Source organism: Mangrovactinospora gilvigrisea (assembly GCF_001879105.1).
GTDB lineage: Bacteria > Actinomycetota > Actinomycetes > Streptomycetales > Streptomycetaceae > Mangrovactinospora > Mangrovactinospora gilvigrisea.
The window spans coordinates 31,375-48,998 of the sequence record NZ_MLCF01000048.1 but is presented as its reverse complement, the minus strand read 5'-3'; the positions used below and the strand labels follow the sequence as shown (position 1 = coordinate 48,998).

13 protein-coding genes and 1 other RNA gene are annotated in these 17,624 nt (G+C 73.7%); 5 read left to right on the top strand and 9 right to left on the bottom strand.

Going from position 1 to position 17,624, the window contains the following annotated elements; genetic code table 11:
* The 6 genes from BIV57_RS10625 to ftsE form a co-directional block, all read right to left on the bottom strand.
* On the bottom strand, window positions 1-2,106 hold a 2,106-nt coding region (locus BIV57_RS10625), incomplete at its 3' end, for a HelD family protein (protein WP_071656463.1).
* A gap of 95 nt (window positions 2,107-2,201) precedes the next feature.
* Window positions 2,202-2,573, bottom strand: a transfer-messenger RNA (tmRNA) gene (ssrA, locus tag BIV57_RS10620).
* Window positions 2,574-2,676: 103 nt separating this feature from the next.
* Complete coding sequence (gene smpB / locus BIV57_RS10615; RefSeq protein ID WP_071656473.1) at window positions 2,677-3,156, bottom strand: SsrA-binding protein SmpB; 480 nt, start codon at window positions 3,154-3,156, stop codon at window positions 2,677-2,679.
* A 73-nt stretch (window positions 3,157-3,229) separates the two neighbouring features.
* The gene (locus BIV57_RS10610) at window positions 3,230-4,366 is read right to left on the bottom strand and encodes a S41 family peptidase (protein ID WP_071656462.1); all 1,137 of its coding nucleotides are present in this window, start codon (window positions 4,364-4,366) and stop codon (window positions 3,230-3,232) included.
* Between the two features lie 137 nt (window positions 4,367-4,503).
* The gene (gene ftsX, locus BIV57_RS10605; protein ID WP_071656461.1) at window positions 4,504-5,400 is read right to left on the bottom strand and encodes a permease-like cell division protein FtsX; all 897 of its coding nucleotides are present in this window, start codon (window positions 5,398-5,400) and stop codon (window positions 4,504-4,506) included.
* Window positions 5,401-5,473: 73 nt separating this feature from the next.
* Complete coding sequence (ftsE, locus tag BIV57_RS10600) at window positions 5,474-6,163, bottom strand: cell division ATP-binding protein FtsE (protein WP_071656460.1); 690 nt, start codon at window positions 6,161-6,163, stop codon at window positions 5,474-5,476.
* A gap of 271 nt (window positions 6,164-6,434) precedes the next feature.
* On the opposite strand from ftsE, the gene BIV57_RS10595 reads away from it, so the two are divergent.
* A complete protein-coding gene (locus BIV57_RS10595) occupies window positions 6,435-6,626 on the top strand; it encodes a hypothetical protein (RefSeq protein WP_071656459.1) in 192 nt (63 codons plus the stop codon).
* Between the two features lie 78 nt (window positions 6,627-6,704).
* Here BIV57_RS10595 and prfB read toward each other — a convergent pair whose 3' ends face one another.
* Together prfB and BIV57_RS26625 are read right to left on the bottom strand one after the other, a co-directional pair.
* Window positions 6,705-7,829, bottom strand: a complete 1,125-nt coding sequence (gene prfB / locus BIV57_RS10590; protein ID WP_071656458.1) for a peptide chain release factor 2 — start codon at window positions 7,827-7,829, stop codon at window positions 6,705-6,707.
* An 80-nt stretch (window positions 7,830-7,909) separates the two neighbouring features.
* Window positions 7,910-10,123 (bottom strand): protein kinase domain-containing protein, encoded by a 2,214-nt coding sequence (locus BIV57_RS26625; RefSeq protein WP_071656457.1) that lies wholly within the window; start codon window positions 10,121-10,123, stop codon window positions 7,910-7,912.
* Window positions 10,124-10,445: 322 nt separating this feature from the next.
* Here BIV57_RS26625 and BIV57_RS10580 point away from each other — a divergent pair, with 322 nt between their 5' ends.
* From BIV57_RS10580 to BIV57_RS10565, 4 genes are read left to right on the top strand one after another with little or no spacing between them, the layout of a single operon-like run.
* The gene (locus tag BIV57_RS10580) at window positions 10,446-11,399 is read left to right on the top strand and encodes a carbohydrate ABC transporter permease (RefSeq protein ID WP_071656456.1); all 954 of its coding nucleotides are present in this window, start codon (window positions 10,446-10,448) and stop codon (window positions 11,397-11,399) included.
* Entirely contained in the window at window positions 11,396-12,250 is an 855-nt protein-coding gene (locus tag BIV57_RS10575) for a carbohydrate ABC transporter permease (RefSeq protein ID WP_079170213.1), read from the top strand. Before BIV57_RS10580 ends, BIV57_RS10575 begins: the two co-directional genes overlap by 4 nt.
* On the top strand, window positions 12,247-13,608 hold the full coding sequence (locus tag BIV57_RS10570; RefSeq protein WP_175548725.1) for an ABC transporter substrate-binding protein: 1,362 nt from the start codon (window positions 12,247-12,249) through the stop codon (window positions 13,606-13,608). The genes BIV57_RS10575 and BIV57_RS10570 overlap by 4 nt, the downstream gene beginning before the upstream one ends.
* A 28-nt stretch (window positions 13,609-13,636) precedes the next feature.
* The gene (locus BIV57_RS10565; RefSeq protein WP_245797543.1) at window positions 13,637-14,320 is read left to right on the top strand and encodes a glycerophosphodiester phosphodiesterase; all 684 of its coding nucleotides are present in this window, start codon (window positions 13,637-13,639) and stop codon (window positions 14,318-14,320) included.
* Window positions 14,321-14,396: 76 nt separating this feature from the next.
* Here BIV57_RS10565 and BIV57_RS10560 read toward each other — a convergent pair whose 3' ends face one another.
* Window positions 14,397-17,339, bottom strand: coding sequence for an FHA domain-containing protein (locus BIV57_RS10560; protein WP_071656455.1), 2,943 nt, complete (start codon window positions 17,337-17,339; stop codon window positions 14,397-14,399).
* Window positions 17,340-17,624 lie beyond the last annotated feature (285 nt).

The window sequence follows — 17,624 nt, the reverse complement described above, 5'->3', positions numbered from 1 at the left end:
CCCCGAGACCCACCCCCGCGCCTCCGCCCGCCGCGCCATCGGCACCACCACGCCCACGGTGCCGTCGACCTCCCCCAGCAGCCGCGCCACCTCGGCCCGCACATCGTCCGCGGAGCGGACGGCGCCGAACCGCGGCGAGACCCCCGTCGACCGCACCGCCCGCGGCGGCTCCGTCCCCGGCGCCGCCAGCCGCAGCACCCGGTCCGCCACCGCCGCCATCTCCGCCGAGTTGCGGTAGTTGACGGTGAGCGTGAACGCCCGCCGCCGGCGCGACCCCAGCGCCTCCTCGCGCGCGGCCCGCGCCTCCTCGGTGTCGATCCACGACGACTGCGCCGGATCGCCCACCACCGTCCAGGTGGCATGCGCGCCGCGCCGCCCGACCATCCGCCACTGCATCGGCGTGAGGTCCTGCGCCTCGTCCACGATCAGGTGGGTGTACTCGGTCCGGTCCCGCTCCCGGTCGTCCGCGGCGCCGCCGCGGCCGTCCATCCGGTCCGCCCAGACGCGGACCTCCTCGACGCCGCCCAACTCCTCCAGCGCGTCCGGCTCCCGCGGCCGCGCCGGCTCCGGCGGCACGCCCAACTGCACCCGCAGCTCGTCCAGCAGCGCGACATCGTGCACCGTCAACCCGTCGCCGCGGCCCGCCGAGGCCGCGGCAGAGGTGCCGCGCCGGAGGTCCGCGGCCAGCGCGTCCGTCTCGGCGCGCGTCAGCACCCGTCCGGCGGCCCGCGCCAAGAGCCGCCGGTCGCCGAGCGCGGCGAGCACCCGACGCGGCGTCAGCGCCGGCCACCAGCCCTCCAGGAACTCCATGAACGGCGCCTCGGTGCCGGCGTCCGCGTTGAAGTCCGCGCGGTGCTCGGCCGCCGCCGCCGCGTCCGAGGGCGCCGGCAGCTCCGCGACGAGCTTCGCGTAGAGCGCGTCGAGCAGCAGCCGACGGGCCCGCGGCCGCAGCGAGTTGACCGGCGCGGTGCCGCCCAGCACGGTGCGCCGGATCCCGGCCAGCTCGCCCGGCGACAGCCGCAGCGTCCGGCCGCCGGCCGTCACCCGCAGCCCGCGCGCGGCCGGGTCGCCGTGGTCGGCGCGGGAGACCGCCTCCATCGCGGCGCGGGCCGCCCCGCGCAGCACCCGGGCCATCCGCGCCGAGCCCTTGATCCGGGCGAGCTCGGGCGTGTCGAAGCGCTGCGCCTCGACGCCGTCCACCAGGTCGCCGAGGGCGCGCACCGAGACCTGGCCCTCCTCGCCGAGCGAGGGCAGCACGCCCTCGGTGTAGGCGACGAGCAGCGGCGTCGGCGAGACCACCAGGATGGCGCCGGAGTAGCGGCGCCGGTCGGTGTAGAGCAGATAGGCGGCGCGGTGCAGGGCGACGGCGGTCTTGCCGGTGCCGGGGCCGCCGCGGACCTCGGTGACGCCGCCGGCGGGGGCGCGGACCACCTCGTCCTGCTCGGCCTGGATGGAGGAGACGATGTCGCGCATGGCGTGCCCGCGGGCCCGGCCGAGGGCGGCCATCAGCGCGCCGTCCCCGACCACCGGCAGGTCCGCGGCGACGGTCTCGGCGAGGTCGGGGCGGAGCAGGTCGTCCTCGACGCCGAGCACCTTGCGGCCCAGGCTGCGGATGACGCGCCGGCGCACCACCCGTCCGGGGCGGACGGGGGTGGCGCGGTAGAAGGGGGCGGCGGCGGGCGCGCGCCAGTCGACGACCAGCGGGGCGTAGTCGGCGTCGAGGACGCCGAGCCGGCCGATGTGCAGCACCTCGCCGATGCCGGCCGCCTCCAGCTCCTCGGGGCCCGGCTCGGGGTCGGCGTCGTCGGGCGCGGTGTCCTCGTCGAGGTCGATGCCGCGACCGCCGCCGTTGCCGAGCAGGTCGATGCGGCCGAAGACGAAGTCCTCGAACTCGGAGTTGAGGCGCTGGAGATGGCGACCGGCGCGGTAGACCATGGCGTCGCGTTCGGCGAGAGCGCCGGGGGTGGCGACGGAGGCGATCTTCCCGGCGTCCGCCAGGAGGAACTCGGCCTCCTGGAGCTTTTCGTCCAGACGTCGGTAGACCCGGTCCATGTGCCGCTGCTCGGCGGCGATTTCACGGTCGCGAACCGTGTCCTGCAAGGCCATCTCCTCGTGACGGGCCGCTCGGCGGGCCGACTTTCCACGCCAAAAGCCCCGACTGCCGGGCAGCCAGGGCTCAAGGGGCCGCGCGAACGCGGCAAGGGTGGAGGTGGCGGGAATCGAACCCGCGTCCTACGGAACCAAACCAGGGCTTCTCCGAGCGCAGTTCGCTGTGATTTTCTCAGCCCCGGCGATCACGCGAACAAGTCGCCGACGGGCTCAGCTACTGTTTGGTTTCCCGCCCGACCCCGTAGCCGGGTCCGGCGGTTGAGTTCCCTAGATTATGCCAGGGTCCGGGTCGGGAACACACCCGGTCTGACACCTTCGATTACTCGCCTCAGGCGGCGAGCGCGAAGGAATCGCGCTTAGAATTGGCGATTATTGGTTTGCGACACATGGTTAACGAGATCATTGTCGCGTTCCTCGGCTCGCTTCCCCTGCCTCAACTTCCGCAGTCGAAACCGATCACCCCCTGTGCAGTTGTCAAACCGCCGGCCGCGGGACGAACCCCCGGCCTGCGGCAACCATCCTACGGGACCAACGCCCGGCCGTGCCAATACATTCCCGCGGACCGCTTCAGGCGCGCTGCTTGCGCCGCGCCGCGGAGATCGCGCGGTCGGCCTCGCGGCGGTCCTGCTGCTCGCGGAGCGTCTGGCGCTTGTCGTAGTCCTTCTTGCCCTTGGCGAGCGCCAGCTCGACCTTCGCCCGGCCGTCCTTGAAGTACAGGACGAGCGGCACCAGCGTGTGCCCCGTCTCGCGGGTCTTGCCGATCAGCTTGTCGATCTCGGAGCGGTGCAGCAGCATCTTCCGCTTGCGGCGCGCCGTGTGGTTGGTCCAGGTGCCCTGGCTGTACTCGGGGATGTAGACGTTGTGCAGCCAGATCTCGCCGCCGTCGATGTCCCCGAACCCGTCGACGAGGGAGGCGCGCCCCTCGCGCAGCGACTTGACCTCGGTACCCGTCAGCACCAGGCCCGCCTCGAACGTGTCGAGGATGTGGTAGTCGTGCCGCGCCTTCTTGTTCTGGGCGATGACCTTGCGCCCCTGCTCCTTGACCATGATGCGGCCCATTGTCGCACCCCCCGCGCCGGGACCGGGAGAGGTTTTCCGTGCCGGCTCCGGGCCCCGGAGCTCAGCGCCGCGGCGTCAGCCCGGAGAGCACCTCGAGCGCCTGGCGCTCGGCGTCGGAGGCCTCCGCGCCCACCGGGACGGAGACGTCGGGGGTGATGCCGACACCGTTGACCCGGCGTCCGGAGGGCGTCGTGTAGTGGCCGACGGTGCGCTCCACCCAGGCGGGCTCCCCGTCGTCGTCGCCGTGCGACGCCGGCGCCTGGATGGAGCCCTTGCCGAAGGTGCGCGAGCCGACCAGCACCGCCCGCCCGCGGTCCTGCAGCGCCCCCGCCAGCAGCTCGGCGGCGCTCATGGTGCCGCCGTCCACCAGCACCACCAGCGGGACCGCGGTGTCGCCGCCCGGCTCGGCGTCCAGCGTGCGGTCGCCGATGGCGCCGGAGAGGCGGGCGATCGGCCCGCCGTCCAGGAAGACGGAGGAGGCCCTGCGCGCCTCGGTGAGCAGGCCTCCGCTGTTGCCCCGCAGGTCGAGGACGACGCCCGCGTCGGCGGGCCGCGCGCGCTCGGCGTCCCGCACCGCGCGGGCCACCGCCGCGCCGCTGCCCGTGCTGAAGGAGTCGACCTTGATCAGGCAGACGGTGCCGGTGGCGCCGGCGAGGTCGCGGACGGTGACGTCCTCGGTGCTGAGCCGGGCGCGCCGCACCGACAGCGTGCGGGCGCCGGCGCCGGGCCGCTCCAGGCCCAGGACGACCCGGGAGCCGGGGCGGGTGCCGCGCAGCAGGGCGACGACGTCGGTGACGGGGCGGTCGGCGACGGAGCGTCCGTCCACCCGCACCAGCAGGTCGCCGACGCGGACGCCGGCCCGCTCGGCGGGCCCGTCGTGCTGCAGCCCGGAGACCGCGAACCCGCCGTCGTCGGCGATCCGGAGCCAGACGCCGATGCCGATGTAGCGGCCGTCCAGGGCGTCGGTGTAGTCGGCGAACTCGGCGGGGGTGTAGTAGGCCGTCCAGGGGTCGCGGGAGGGGGCCTCGTCCTGGGAGGGCGCCGTGCCCCGGCCGCCGGCGGCGCGGTGCTCGCCGGTCGACTCAGCGGTGGTGGCCGCCGCGCCGCCCCAGGCGTTGCTGACCGCCCCGGCAGCCAGGACGGCCATGAACACCAGGGTGAGGGTCAGCCCCTGACGGAGCGTCGAACTCCCGGACATGCGGAGGAGTTTAGGCCACCACAGCGGGACAATCCGAACATCCCGCCACACCATCGTGTGACGTGCCACACGAAGCGTGACGGGATGTCACCCTTATGGGTCGTGATCCGCACGGGCCGTGAGCCCGCGTCAGATCCTCAGACGCGCAGGTATTTCCGCAGCGTGATGAAGGCGGAGACGGCCGACATGAGCACACCAAAGACGATCACCAGCGGGAAGATCTTCATAATGTCGCCCCAGCCCAGGAAGTTGATGAGCGGGACGGACGGTCGGAGTGTCTTGTCGATCAGCAGCCACTGCCCGGCCCCGATCATGCCGCAGGCGAGGACCGAGCCGATGAACCCGGCGATCGCGGCCTCCAGCACGAAGGGCATCTGGATGTAGAACGACGAGGCGCCGACGAGTCTCATGATCCCGGTCTCGCGCCGCCTGCTGAACGCCGACACCCGCACGGTGTTGACGATCAGGAGGACGGCGACGACCACCATCACGGCCATCACCGCCATGGCCGCCACGGTCATCGCGTTGAGCAGTCGGAACAGCGCGTCGAGGGTGTCGCGCTGGTCCTGCACCGACTGCACGCCGGGCCGGCCCTGGAAGGCGTCCTTGATCACCGCGAACTGCTTGGGGTCCTTCAGCTTGACCCGGAAGGACTGCTGCATCTGGCTGGGGGTGATCTGGTCCAGCAGCGGGGAGTCCTTGAACTGCTGCCGGTAGTGGTCGTAGGCCTGCGCGCTGCTCTCGTAGTAGACCTTCTCCACCACGGCGAGCTTGTCCAGGTCCGACTTGATCTGGGCCTTCTGCTGGGCCGTCACTTCACTGTCGCAGCCCTGGTCGCCCTTGTTGCACAGGTAGATGGAGACCTGGACCTTGTCGTACCAGTAGCCCTTCATCGAGCTGACCTGCTCGCGGACGAGCAGCGAGGCGCCCGCCAGGGCCAGTGCGAGTGCCACGGAGACCACCACCGCGAAGGTCATGGTCAGGTTTCGGCGCAGGCCGACACCGATCTCCGAGAAGACGAAACGGGCTCGCATGATGTCCTAGCTGGTCGGGGGCGCCTGCCGGGGGGAGCGGCCGGGCGCCGGGTCGGGTGGAGGGGCGAGGGCGCTACTGCCCGTAGCCGTAGACGCCGCGCTGCTGGTCCCGGACGAGGTTGCCCTCGCTGAGTTCGAGCACACGCCGGCGCATCTGGTCGACGATCGCCTGATCGTGCGTCGACATCAGGACCGTGGTGCCGGTCCGGTTGATGCGGTCCAGGAGCTTCATGATGCCGACGGACGTCTGGGGGTCCAGGTTTCCGGTCGGCTCGTCGGCGATGAGCACCTTCGGGCGGTTGACGAACGCGCGCGCGATGGCGACGCGCTGCTGCTCACCGCCGGAGAGCTCGTTGGGCATGCGGTTCTGCTTGCCGCTCAGTCCGACCAGGTCGAGGACCTCGGGGACGGTCTTGCGGATGACGCCGGTCGGCTTGCCGATCACCTCGAGGGCGAAGGCGACGTTCTGGCCCACCGTCTTGTTCGGCAGCAGGCGGAAGTCCTGGAACACGGTGCCGATCTGGCGGCGCAGCGGCGGCACCTTCCAGTTGGAGAGGCGACCAAGGTCCTTCCCGAGGACGTGCACGGCACCGTTGGAGGAGCGCTCCTCGCGGAGCACCAGCCGGAGGAAGGTTGACTTCCCGGACCCGGAGGCGCCCACCAGGAACACGAACTCGCCGCGCTCGATCTCCAGAGAGAGGTCGTTGAGCGCCGGTCGCGGCTGCTTGGGATAGGTCTTGGAGACGTTGTCGAATCGGATCACGGCTGCATCACGGTCGAGGAGTCTAGGGGGCAGGACGGTGTGAACATACGCGAACCGGCGACGGGGACCCAGCCAATGAACCTGAGGACCCTTGGCACTAGTTCACCCAAACGGCGTTGACCTGCATCGACGTCGAATGAATGAGCTTCCTCACCCGATGCGGTTCGTGATGCGTCACACCCGGAGGAAAGCTGGCACAGTAGAGGAGGAGGGGGCCAGGGAACCCGGAGCGGGTTGCCTGGCGTCCCCACTGCCGAAGGAGGAGATCCCCATGACGGCGGACCGACTGGTGTGCGCCAACTGCGCGGGTCCGGTGAACGAGGGCCGGTGCCCGGTGTGCCGGGCCAACCGGGCGCGGCTGCAGCGCGAGGGCCTGCTCGGCGGGATCAGTCCGGTGGCCCTGGCCGTGCTGGCCGTCCTGCTGATCGCCTTCGCCGCGATCGTCCAGCACGCGCTCGCCTGAGGCGCACTTCTCTTCGAAAACACGTCGAGGGGCCCGGAAGCCATGGCTTCCGGGCCCCTCGACGTGTCCGCGGGTGCGTTACCGCGCCTCGGTGGCCTGCTGCTCCTGCTGCTTGCGCCAGCGGATGCCCGCCTCGATGAAGCCGTCGATGTCGCCGTCCAGCACCGCCTGCGGGTTGCCGACCTCGTGCTCGGTGCGCAGATCCTTGACCATCTGGTACGGGTGCAGCACATAGGAGCGCATCTGGTTGCCCCAGGAGTTGCCGCCGTCGCCCTTGAGGGCGTCCATCATGGCCTGCTCCTCCTGGCGGCGCCGCTCCAGCAGCTTGGCCTGGAGGACGCCCATGGCGCTGGCCTTGTTCTGGATCTGGGAGCGCTCGTTCTGGCAGGAGACGACGATCCCGGTGGGGATGTGGGTGATCCGCACCGCGGAGTCGGTGGTGTTGACGCCCTGGCCGCCGGGGCCGGAGGAGCGGTAGACGTCGATGCGCAGCTCGGTCTCGTCGATGTCGACGTGGTCGGACTTCTCGACGACGGGCAGCACCTCGACGCCGGCGAACGACGTCTGGCGGCGGCCCTGGTTGTCGAAGGGCGAGATGCGCACCAGGCGGTGGGTGCCCTGCTCGACCGAGAGGGTGCCGTAGGCGTAGGGGGCCTTGACGGAGAAGGTGGCCGACTTGATGCCGGCCTCTTCGGCGTACGAGGTCTCGTACACCTCCACCGGGTACTTGTGGTGCTCGGCCCAGCGCGTGTACATCCGCAGCAGCTGCTCGGCGAAGTCGGCGGCGTCGATGCCGCCCGCCTCGGCGCGGATGTTGACGAGCGCCTCGCGGCTGTCGTACTCGCCGGAGAGCAGGGTGCGCACCTCCAGCTCGTCGACCGACTTGCGGACGGAGGCGAGCTCCTCCTCGGCCTCGGCGCGGGTGTCGGCGTCGTCCTCCGCCTCGGCGAGCTCGAAGAGCACGCCCAGGTCGTCGATGCGGCCGTGCAGCTCCTCGGTCTTGCGGACCTCGCCCTGGAGGTGGGAGAGGCGCGAGGTGACCTTCTGCGCCTCGTCGGGGTCGTTCCACAGATCGGGCGCGGCGGCCTGCTCCTCCAGGACGGAGATGTCGCGGCGCAGCTTCTCGAGGTCGAGGACGGCCTCGATCGACGCCATGGTCGACTGGAGGTTCTTGAGTGCTTCGGAGGGATCGACGTCTGCCACGCGACAAGCCTAACGGCTCCCCCCGGTCGGACGACGACGGTGGCCCGAGGGCGGGTGGGGTTCCGGGGCGGAGGGGCGGCTCAGTGCGCCGTGGCGACCCGCACCCGCCCCCCGTCCGCGGCCACGAACACCGACGACGCCGCGGCACCCGGCGCGGACCCCGCGCCCGTCGCGTCGGCGGCCAACTCCGCCGTCCGCCAGCCGCCGTCGCCGCCCGCCCCCGTCACCGCCTCCTTCAGCGTCCCGTCCGCCTGCCGCGCGAACACCCGTACCGTCCCGTCCGCCTGCACCGACGCCGCCAGGCCCGTGCCGCCGCGCAGCCCGGTGACGGGCTTCGGCGGCAGCCACGCCCCCTGCTGCGCCCGCAGCCACAGCACCTGCCCGTCCGACGCCCGCTGCACGAACACCGAGAACGTTCCGGGCCCGGCGCCGGGCGCCGCGGCGACCGCCGGCGTCCCCTTCACCTTGCCGGACGCCGGCACCACGGCCCACGCCGACCATCGCCCGTTCATCCAGGACGCGGTGACCAGGTCGCCGCCGGTGCGGGCGACCGCGTCCACCCGGGCGCCGGTGCCGACCGCGGCCGGCGAGGAGTCGACCGTCGTGCGCCCGTCGACCTGCGTCCACGGCGTCCACCGGCCGCTGCCGAGGGTGCGCTCGTAGAGGAGGTCGTCGGTGCCGCGGGCGATCAGCCGGACGCCGCCGCCGGGCAGCGCCGCGGCGGCCGGGTCGTCGGCGACGTGGATGCCGGTCAGCCGGCTCCACGGGGCGTAGGTCCCGCCGCCGGTGGCGAAGGTGTACCAGAGCGCGTCGGTGCTGTCGCGGGTGAAGACGAAGGTGGTGGAGCCGCTGCGGACGGCCGCCGGGGAGCCGTCGGAGGGCACCGGCGCCGCAGGAAGGTTCGTCCACGACTGCCAGGAGGGCAGCGGCAGCGCGCGCGGGGAGGCGGAGCGCTCGTCGGCGGCGCCGCGGGTACGGGTGGCCTTGGGCGCGGTCGGGGTGGGGCTGCCGGTCCGGTCGTCGACCGAGCGGGAGTGCGCGGGGGCGTTCCCGCCGGACTCGCCGGCCGCCCAGGCGCCGATGCCGGCCGCGGCGAGCAGCCCGGCGACGGCGATGTACAGGCGGCGGCGCCGGCGGACGACCGCGGGGGTGCCGCCGCGCCCGGCATGGCCCTTGGGCGGGGCAGGTCTCGCGTGGCTGCCGGTGCCCTTGCGGCGCTCGGCGCCGGGCGGCGGGCCGGCCGCCAGCTCCTCGGCGGTGGGGCGGCGGATCCGCAGATGGGTGTCGTGCTCGTCGAGTTCGGCGCCGGGCACCAGGGGGACGGCGCCGCGCGGCGCGGCGGGGTAGCCGGGCTCGGCGGCGTTCTGCGCGCGCTGGTGCTCGTAGGCCTGGTAGGCGGCCTCGACCTCGTCCTCGTGCGCGCCGTCGGCGCCCTCCTCGTCGGGGGCGCGGCGCAGTTCGAGCGCGGGGGCGCCGGCGAGGTCGGGCAGCTGCTCGTGGAGCCGGTCGGCGAGCTCGGCGGCGGTGAGCCGGCCGGCCGGGGCCTTGGAGAGGCAGGCGTTGAGGACGGCGGCGAGCCCGTCGGGCAGGCCGGGCAGCGGGGGGACCGTCTCGGTGACGTGCCGGCGCAGCACCGCTCCGGGGTGGCCGCCGCCGAACGGGGTGGCCCCGCAGAGCAGTTCGTACAGCACGGTGGCGAGTGCGTAGACGTCGACGGCGGCGCGCGGCTGGAGGCCCTCGATCACCTCGGGGGCGAGGTAGTCGGGGGTGCCGATGATGCGGGTGGCGCGGGTGCGGCGCGGGGTGTCGACGAGGCGGGCGATGCCGAAGTCGGTGAGCTTGGCGCGGGAGTTGCTGGGGACGCCCAGGGCGTCCTCCTCCAGCAGCACGTTCTCGGGCTTGACGTCGCGGTGCACGACGCCGGCGGCGTGCGCGGCGGCGAGGCCCTCGGCGACGTCGGCGACCACGGCGGCGGCGCGGGCGGGGACGAGCACGCCCTCGGCGTCGAGCAGGGCGCGCAGGTCGCGGCCGGGCACCAGCTCCATCACCAGCGCGAGGTCGGTGCCGTCCACCACCAGGTCGCGGACGGCGACGATGCGCGGGTGGTCGAGGCTGGTGAGGGCGGTGCGCTCCTGGACGAAGCGGCCGACGAGCTCGGGGTCGGAGGCGAGGTCCTCGCGCAGCAGCTTGACGGCGACGGGCCCGTCGGGGCCGGATCCGGACCAGACGGTGCCGGCGGAGCCCCGTCCGAGGATCCGCTCGATCGTGTACCGGCTGCCGATCTTCCGTGCCAAGTCGCCGCTCCGGGGGTGGGTGTTGGGCCTCCACGCTACGCGCCGACGGGGCGGGCGCGAGGGTCCGCGGGAACTCCGTACCGGGAATGTACCGGTTCTCCCGCCCCGTCAGTCACCCGTGTTGACGCTATGTCGACTCTCGCACCGTCAGCACCGCCCGGAGGGTCCGCCCTGACGGCACATCAAGTTGAACGGAAGGCAACAGCAACAACAACGAACGGCTGCGGTTAGGTCAACAACTCCCCAAAGTTCACACCGTGCGTGTTAATTTCACGCAGCCCGTGAGAGGGCGCGATCCCGCAGAGTCGCGAAAGGACCGCGCATGTCCACCGCACCACCCCCTGCCGTCCCCGTCCCCGCCGAGCCGGCCGCCGCGTCCCGGGGGCCGTCCGGCCTCCGCCGCCGAAGGCGCCGCGAGTACCAGCTCTTCCTCGCGTTCATCGCCCCGAACTTCGTCTTCCTGCTGCTCTTCGCCTACTGGCCCGTCGTCTACAGCGCCTACCTCAGCCTCACCCGCTGGGACATGGTCTCCCCGGTCAAGCGCTTCGTCGGGCTCGACAACTACGCCGACCTGCTCACCGACCCGGACTTCCTGGGCGTGCTGTGGACGACGCTGCTCTTCGTGGTCGGCGTCGTCGCCGGCTCGCTGATCATCGGCATCGCCACCAGCCTGCTGCTCAACCAGCGGCTGCGCGCCCGCAACGCCGTCCGCACCGCCGTCTTCGCGCCCTATGTGGTCACCGGCGCGGCCGTCGGCACGCTCTGGCTGTTCATCTTCGACCCCAACTACGGCCTGCTGAAGCCGCTGATGGGCGCGGTGGGGCTGAACGCCCCCGCGATGATGACCGATTCGCACTGGGCACTGATCGGCCTGATCGTCGTCTACCTGTGGAAGAACACCGGCTTCGTCGCCGTCATCTACCTCGCCGGGCTGCAGGGCCTGCCGCGCGAGCTGTACGAGGCCGCCGAGCTGGACGGCGCCGGACCGTGGACGCGGTTCCGCCGGCTGACCCTCCCGCTGCTCTCCCCCGTCACCTTCTTCGTCCTGGTCACCATGGTCATCCAGACCTTCCAGGCCTTCGACATCATCGCGGTGATGACCGGCGGCGGGCCCGCCAACGCCACCTCGATCCTCTCCTGGTTCATCTACCAGCAGGGCTTCCAGACCTTCGACGCCGGCCGCGCCGCCGGCGGGGCGATCATCATGTTCGCCGTGCTGCTGACCATCACCGGGCTGCAGGCCCGATTCCTCGAGCGAAGGGTGCACTACCGGTGACCGGCACCACGACCGCCCCGCCCGCGGTGCGCCGCAACCGCGCCGCCCGCCCCGTCCAGTACGTGCTGCTGGTCCTGGTCGCGGTACTCGCCTTCGGCCCCGTCTACTGGCTGATCTCCTCGGCGCTCAAGCCCGGCCAGGACATCTACCGCTATCCGCCCGAGTGGATCCCCACCCGTCTGCGCTGGCAGAACTTCGCGGACGCCTGGAACGCCGTCCCGTTCGGCCACTTCTTCGTCAACTCCTCGGTGGTGGCCGTCGCCGGCACCGCGCTGGAGCTGCTCTTCGCGGTGCTCTGCGCCTACGGGTTCGCCTTCCTCGCCTTCCCCCGCAAGCGGCTGCTCTTCCTGGTGCTGCTGGGCGCGATGATGGTGCCGGGCAACGTCACCCTGCTGCCCAACTTCCTCACCATCGCCTCCCTCGGCTGGGTGAACACCTGGGCCGGGCTGATCGCGCCCGGGCTGGGCTCGGTCTTCGCCACCTTCCTGCTGCGCCAGCACTTCCTGACGCTGCCCAAGGAGATCCTGGAGGCGGCCCGGGTGGACGGCGCCGGGCACCTGCGCACCCTGTTCACCGTGGTGCTGCCGCTCTCCCGGCCGATCCTGGTGACCGTCGCGCTGGTCACGATCGTCACCAAGTGGAACGACTTCATCTGGCCGCTGATCGTCACCAACTCCGACTCGATGCGGACCCTGCCCATCGGGCTGCTCTACCTCAACAACGTGGAGACCTCGCAGAACTGGGGCGCCATCCTGGCCGGCACGGTCATCGTGGTGCTGCCCATCCTCGTGGTCTTCCTGCTCGCCCAGCGGCACATCATCGCCGGACTCACCCAGGGGGCCACCAAGTGACGACGCCACCCGCGCTCTCCCGGCGCCGCCTGCTCTCCGCCGCCGGCGCGCTGAGCACCGCCGCCCTGCTGGCCGGCTGCGCCGGCACCGTCCGCGACAGCTACGCCCAGCCAGGCGGCACCGTCCCGGACCGGTACGGCCGGCGCACCCGGGTGGTGCTCTGGTCGTCCTTCGCCGACATCCCCGGCGAGACCCTCCTGGCGCTTGCCGACGCCTTCAACCAGGGCCAGCGCGACATCTATGTGGAGGTGCAGTTCCAGGGCAGCTACGACGACACCTTCCGCAAGACGGTCGTCGGCCGGCTCGGCGGCCAGGTGCCCGACCTCGTCACGCTCTCCGACGTCACCTGGGGCAAGTTCCTGATCGGCGGCGCCCTGCAGCCCTGGGACGAGCTGGCCCGGGCCAGCGGCCTCGACCTCGGCGTCTACAACCAGCACCTGCTCAAGGAGGGCCTCGCCAAGGACGGCCGCAACTACTGGATCCCGATGGCCCGCTCCACGCCGCTCTTCTACTACAACCGCACCCTGTTCAAGAAGGCCGGGCTGCCCGACCGGGCGCCCGCCACCTGGTTCGAGATGCGCGACTGGGCCAAGGAGTTCGGCAAGGTCCGGCTCGGCGGCAACCGCCCCAAGATGGAGGCCTACTACAAGCAGGACGGCGACTGGCAGTTCCTCGGCTCCTGCTGGCAGTGGGGCGGGTCGTGGAGCCGCGGCCTGGACATCACCCTGGACAGCCCCGAGGTGGCGGCCGCCGGCGCGTGGCAGCGCCGGCTGATCTACCGCGACCGGCTCTCCTACATGGCCACCGACGCCGGCCTGGACTTCGGCAACCAGCTCACCGCCTCGGTGGTCAACTCCACCGGCGCGCTGGGCAAGTTCGCCACCCTGGCCAAGGGGTCGGGCTTCCGGCTGGGGACGGGCTTCGTGCCGCGCGGCCACCACTTCGGGGTGCCCACCGGCGGCAGCGGGTTCTGCTCCTTCAAGGGGGTGCCCCGGGAGCGGCAGCAGGCCGCCATGGAGTTCATCAAGTTCCTGGCGCGGCCGGAGAACTCGGCCGAGTGGACGGTGAAGACGGGCTACCTTCCGGTGGTGGACGCGGCCGTGCGCACCCCGAAGCTCGCGTCGCTGATGAAGGCCGACCCCAACTTCACCACCTCCATCCAGCAGTTGGCGCGCACCCGCAACCAGGACCTGGCCCGGCTGCTGGTCCCCAACGCGAACGTCAAGGTGTACACCGGCCTGCAGAAGATCTGGTCGGACGACGCCGATCCCGCGAAGGTCTTCCGGCAGGTCGCCGACCAGTTGAGGAAGGGCATGGACCGGGTCCGTGACAGCATCGAGCAGCATGTTCGGGTGTGACGGCGCGCGGCGAGGAGAGATGCAGGACATGAGCAGCGAGATGATGATCGTCGGCCACCGCGGCGCGATGGGCGTCGAGCCGGAGAACACCCTGCGGTCGTTCCGCCGCGCCGAGAAGGACGGGGCGGACGCGCTGGAGCTGGACCTCCATCTGAGCGCCGACGGACGACTGATGATCATGCACGACGCCAAGCTGGACCGGACCACGGACGGCACCGGCCCGCTGGCCGAGCGCACCTTCGCGGAGCTGCGCGAGCTGGACGCGGGCCAGGGCGAGCGGATCCCCACCTTCGAGGAGGTGCTGGACGCCACGACGCTGCCGATCCAGGCCGAGGTGAAGGCGGTGAGGGCGTTCCCGCTGCTGGCCGGGATGGTGGTGGAGCGGGACCTGGTGCACCGCATCACCATCACCTCCTTCCACGCGGAGGTGCTGGAGGCGGCGCAGCGCGAGCTGCCGGAGGTGCCGCGGGGGTTCATCGTCTCCAAGGCGTCGCCGGAGATGCTCGACCGGGCGCGGGAGCTGGGGGCGGCGTGGGTGTGCCCCGGGTTCCCGGGGCTGACGCCGGAGCTGGTGGCCGAGTGCCATGAGGCGGGTCTGCTGGTGGACGCGTGGCCGGGCAACGACGAGGCGGGCGTCCGGCACGCGGCCGAACTCGGCGCTGACGCGGTGACGACCAACTTCCCGGCGGACGCGCGCACCTGGCTCGTCTGACGACCCGTACGTCACCGGGTGCCCCGACACCGAGCCCACCCCGGGTGGGGTGCCGGGGTGCCGGGGCGGCGAACCGCTACCACAGCGGAGCTGACGGATCCGCCTCGGCCTGCTCCGACGCCCGCTGCAGCGCCGACGCGAGCAGCGCCAGATCCGTCGGCCCGTTCCCGATCTCGCGCACCGGCCGCCGCTCCGCCGCCGCCCCCATCTGCCGCCAGTCCACGGCCACCGCCGTCGGCCGCAGCGTCGCCGTCCGCGGGATCCGCCCGCTGACCCGGCCCGCCTGAAACTCCGTCACCGCGCCGTCCGGCCGCCGCAGCCACGCCCGCCCGGGGCCGGCCCCGGCACTGGCCCCGCTCGCCGCGTCCTCGACATGCACCAGCAGCCGCGAGTCCAGCGGATCGTCCGCCCGCAGCGCGACCCGCAGCGCCGACGCGTCCCCGATCTCCGTCCCCGCCACCAGCTCGGGGCGGCCGGTCGCCGCCACCAGGTGCACGCCCAGCTCGGCGCCGCGCCGCGCCACCGCGCCGAGCGTCCGCACCAGCGCCGAGACGGCCCGCTGCGCATCGCTCCCGCGGCCCTCCGGGGGCGTGGGCGCCAGCAGCGCGTCCAGGTCGTCGACGACCACCAGCAGCCGGGCCGGCCGCCGCGCGCCGTCCCCGCCCCCGGAACCGCCGACGCCACCGCCACCGAGGCCGCCGGGCGCCATCGGCGCCCCCGCGCCGACCCGCGCCCCCACCTCGGCCCGAGCCACTGGGGCGCCCACCGCCGCGCGGGCGGCCCGCTCGCGCGCCTCCAGCTCCTCGCGCAGCGCCCGCGCCGCCGCCTGCACCCGCACCGGGTCGCGGGTGTCCAGGAACGCCGAGACATGCGGCAGGTCCGTGCAGGAGAGCAGCCCGGGGCCGCCCGCCTCCTCCGCCGTCCGGCCGGCGATCAGCGCGACCGCCAGCCGGTCCGGGCGGTCGGCCACCGCCAGCGAGGTGACGACGGCGCGCAGCAGCTCCGTCCGCCCCGATCCGGACGCGCCCCCGGCGAGCAGGTGCGGACCCTCGGCGACCAGGTCGACCGTGCACGGCCCGGCCGCCGTCGCGCCCAGCACCGCGGGCAGCGAGCGGGAGACCGGCGGCAGCGCCGCCCACCGGTCCGCGATCCGGGCCGGGGAGATCTGGTCCAGGCCGAGGACGTCCAGCAGCCGCACGGTGTCCGGCAGCCGCCGCTCCGGGCGCGCGGTCGCCGCGCCCTCCCGCAGCGGGGCCAGCGCCCGCGCGAACCGCTCCGCCCAGGGGCGCGAGACCCCGTCGACGCTTATCCGCTCGGGGGCCGCGCCGTCCGGGCCGCGCAGCCGCAGATGGGTGGCGACCTCGCCGGCCAGTTCGGCCCACATCCCGCAGGCCGGCGGGAGGCCGGAGGGGTGGTCGGCGAGCGCGATCACCTGGATGCCGGCGGCCGGGCCGTCGGTCGTCAGCCGGTCGATCTGGGCGTCCAGCGCCGCGTCGAGGCCGCCGGGCACGTCCAGCACCACCACCGTGGCCCGGCCGCCGCCGGACGCGGAGATGGCGGGCTCGTCCATCCGCGCCGCCAGCTCGGCCAGCCGGGCGCGCAGCTGGTCGCGGGTGGTGCCGATGAGCAGCCGGCAGCGCTGGCCGCGGGACGGGCGCAGATGGGGCAGCCAGCGCGTCCACGCCCAGTCGTCGGCGGCCTCGCGGGCCGCGCGGTCCTCCGGGGAGCCGTCCGCCGCGTCGTCGACCGGGCCGGTGAGCACCACCAGTTCCAGATGGAGCGGCGAGTGCAGCCCGGCCAGCTGGGCGACGACCGCGCGGGCCAGCCCGGCGAGCCGGCGGCGCGGGCCGGCGAGACCCAGCACCCCGGTCTCGCGCAGGTCGACGGTGATGGGGACGGCCGGCAGCACGGCCCGCGGGTCGGTGCCGGGCTCGGCGCTGTCCTCCAGGACCGCCGGGTCGGCGCCGGACGGATCGCCGTCCGCGGGCAGGTCGGAGGTGCCGAGCCGGACGCAGAGCTCGTCGGGGTGCCCGGGCCGCCGCTCCCACAGCCGGGTGCCGCGGCCCAGCGCGGCGAGCAGCAGTTCGGACGGGTCGGGCCAGCGCTCCCGCAGCCGGCGGGCGCGCTCCAGCAGCTCGGCGTCCGGGGAGGCGCCGCCCCGCCTCGAACCGGCGGCGCCGCGCGGGCCGCCGCCGAGCAGCCCGAGGGCGGCTGCGGCGAAGCGGTGCAGGGAGAAGGGGCGGCCGCCGAGCCGGCCCGGCGGGCGGCGGGTGGCGGGCAGCCGGCTGGGGTCGGCGTCGGAGGGCGCCGGTTCGGGCCCGCCGCCGGGGGCGCGCAGCGGCGGCGCGGGGTGCGGGGCCGGCGGGGTGAGGCGCAGCCGGCCCTCGCCGTCCGGGACGGCCTCGCGCGCGGGACGCGGCGGAGAGTCCGTCAGCACCACCGAGGACTCGCCGAGTTGGAGGAGCGCGCCGGGCGGCAGCGGCACCGGATCGGGGCCGACGAGCCGGCCGTCGAGCAGGGTGCCGTTGGTGGAGCCGGGGTCGGCGACCGTCACCTCGGCCGGCCCGCCGGGCCGTTCGGCGACGGTGAGCAGCGCGTGGGTGCGCGAGACGTCGGGGTCGTCGAGCGGCACGTCCGCCTCGGCGGAGCGGCCGATGCGCAGCGTCCCGGGGCGCAGCAGATGGACGCCGCCGGCGTCCGGGCCGCCGGTGATGTGCAGCGTGGGGGTGCCGGGCGGGGTGGTCGCCGGGTCGGGGGCGGCCTCCGGCGCGGCCGGCAGATGGAGGTGCAGGACGGCGCCGTCGACCAGCGGGGGCCGCCCCAACGGCGCGTCCTGGCCGAGCAGCCGGGACTCGACGTGGACCGTGGTGTGGGAGGGGGTGCGGCCCCCGCGGGGGCCGGGGCCGGTGGCGGCCAGGGCGCCGGTGACGGCGCCGAGCGTGGTGCCGTCGGGCGCGGTGACGAGGACATCCCTGGGGCGGCCGCCGCGCGACCCGATGACGGTCAGCCGGATCTGCATGATCGCCCGAGGCCCCTTCCGCCGGCCGGAGCCGGAGTTTCGGTTGCGCCGTCGCCCGTCCGACAGGAGGCCGGGGCGCCCAATGGGCCACGACACTGCCAAAGGTGACGGCTTATCGACAATATTCGGATGCTGATCCTGCCCGACCGCGGCGCCTCCGAAAGCCGCCCGCACCCGAATCCGCCCTGGGGAGGGGTCCCCGGGGCGCCCCCCGGGGGTTCACCCGGTGTGCGTACGGCCCTTGTTGACGCTGCACAGACGGTGTGCCCGTCCGTCCCCCGCCCA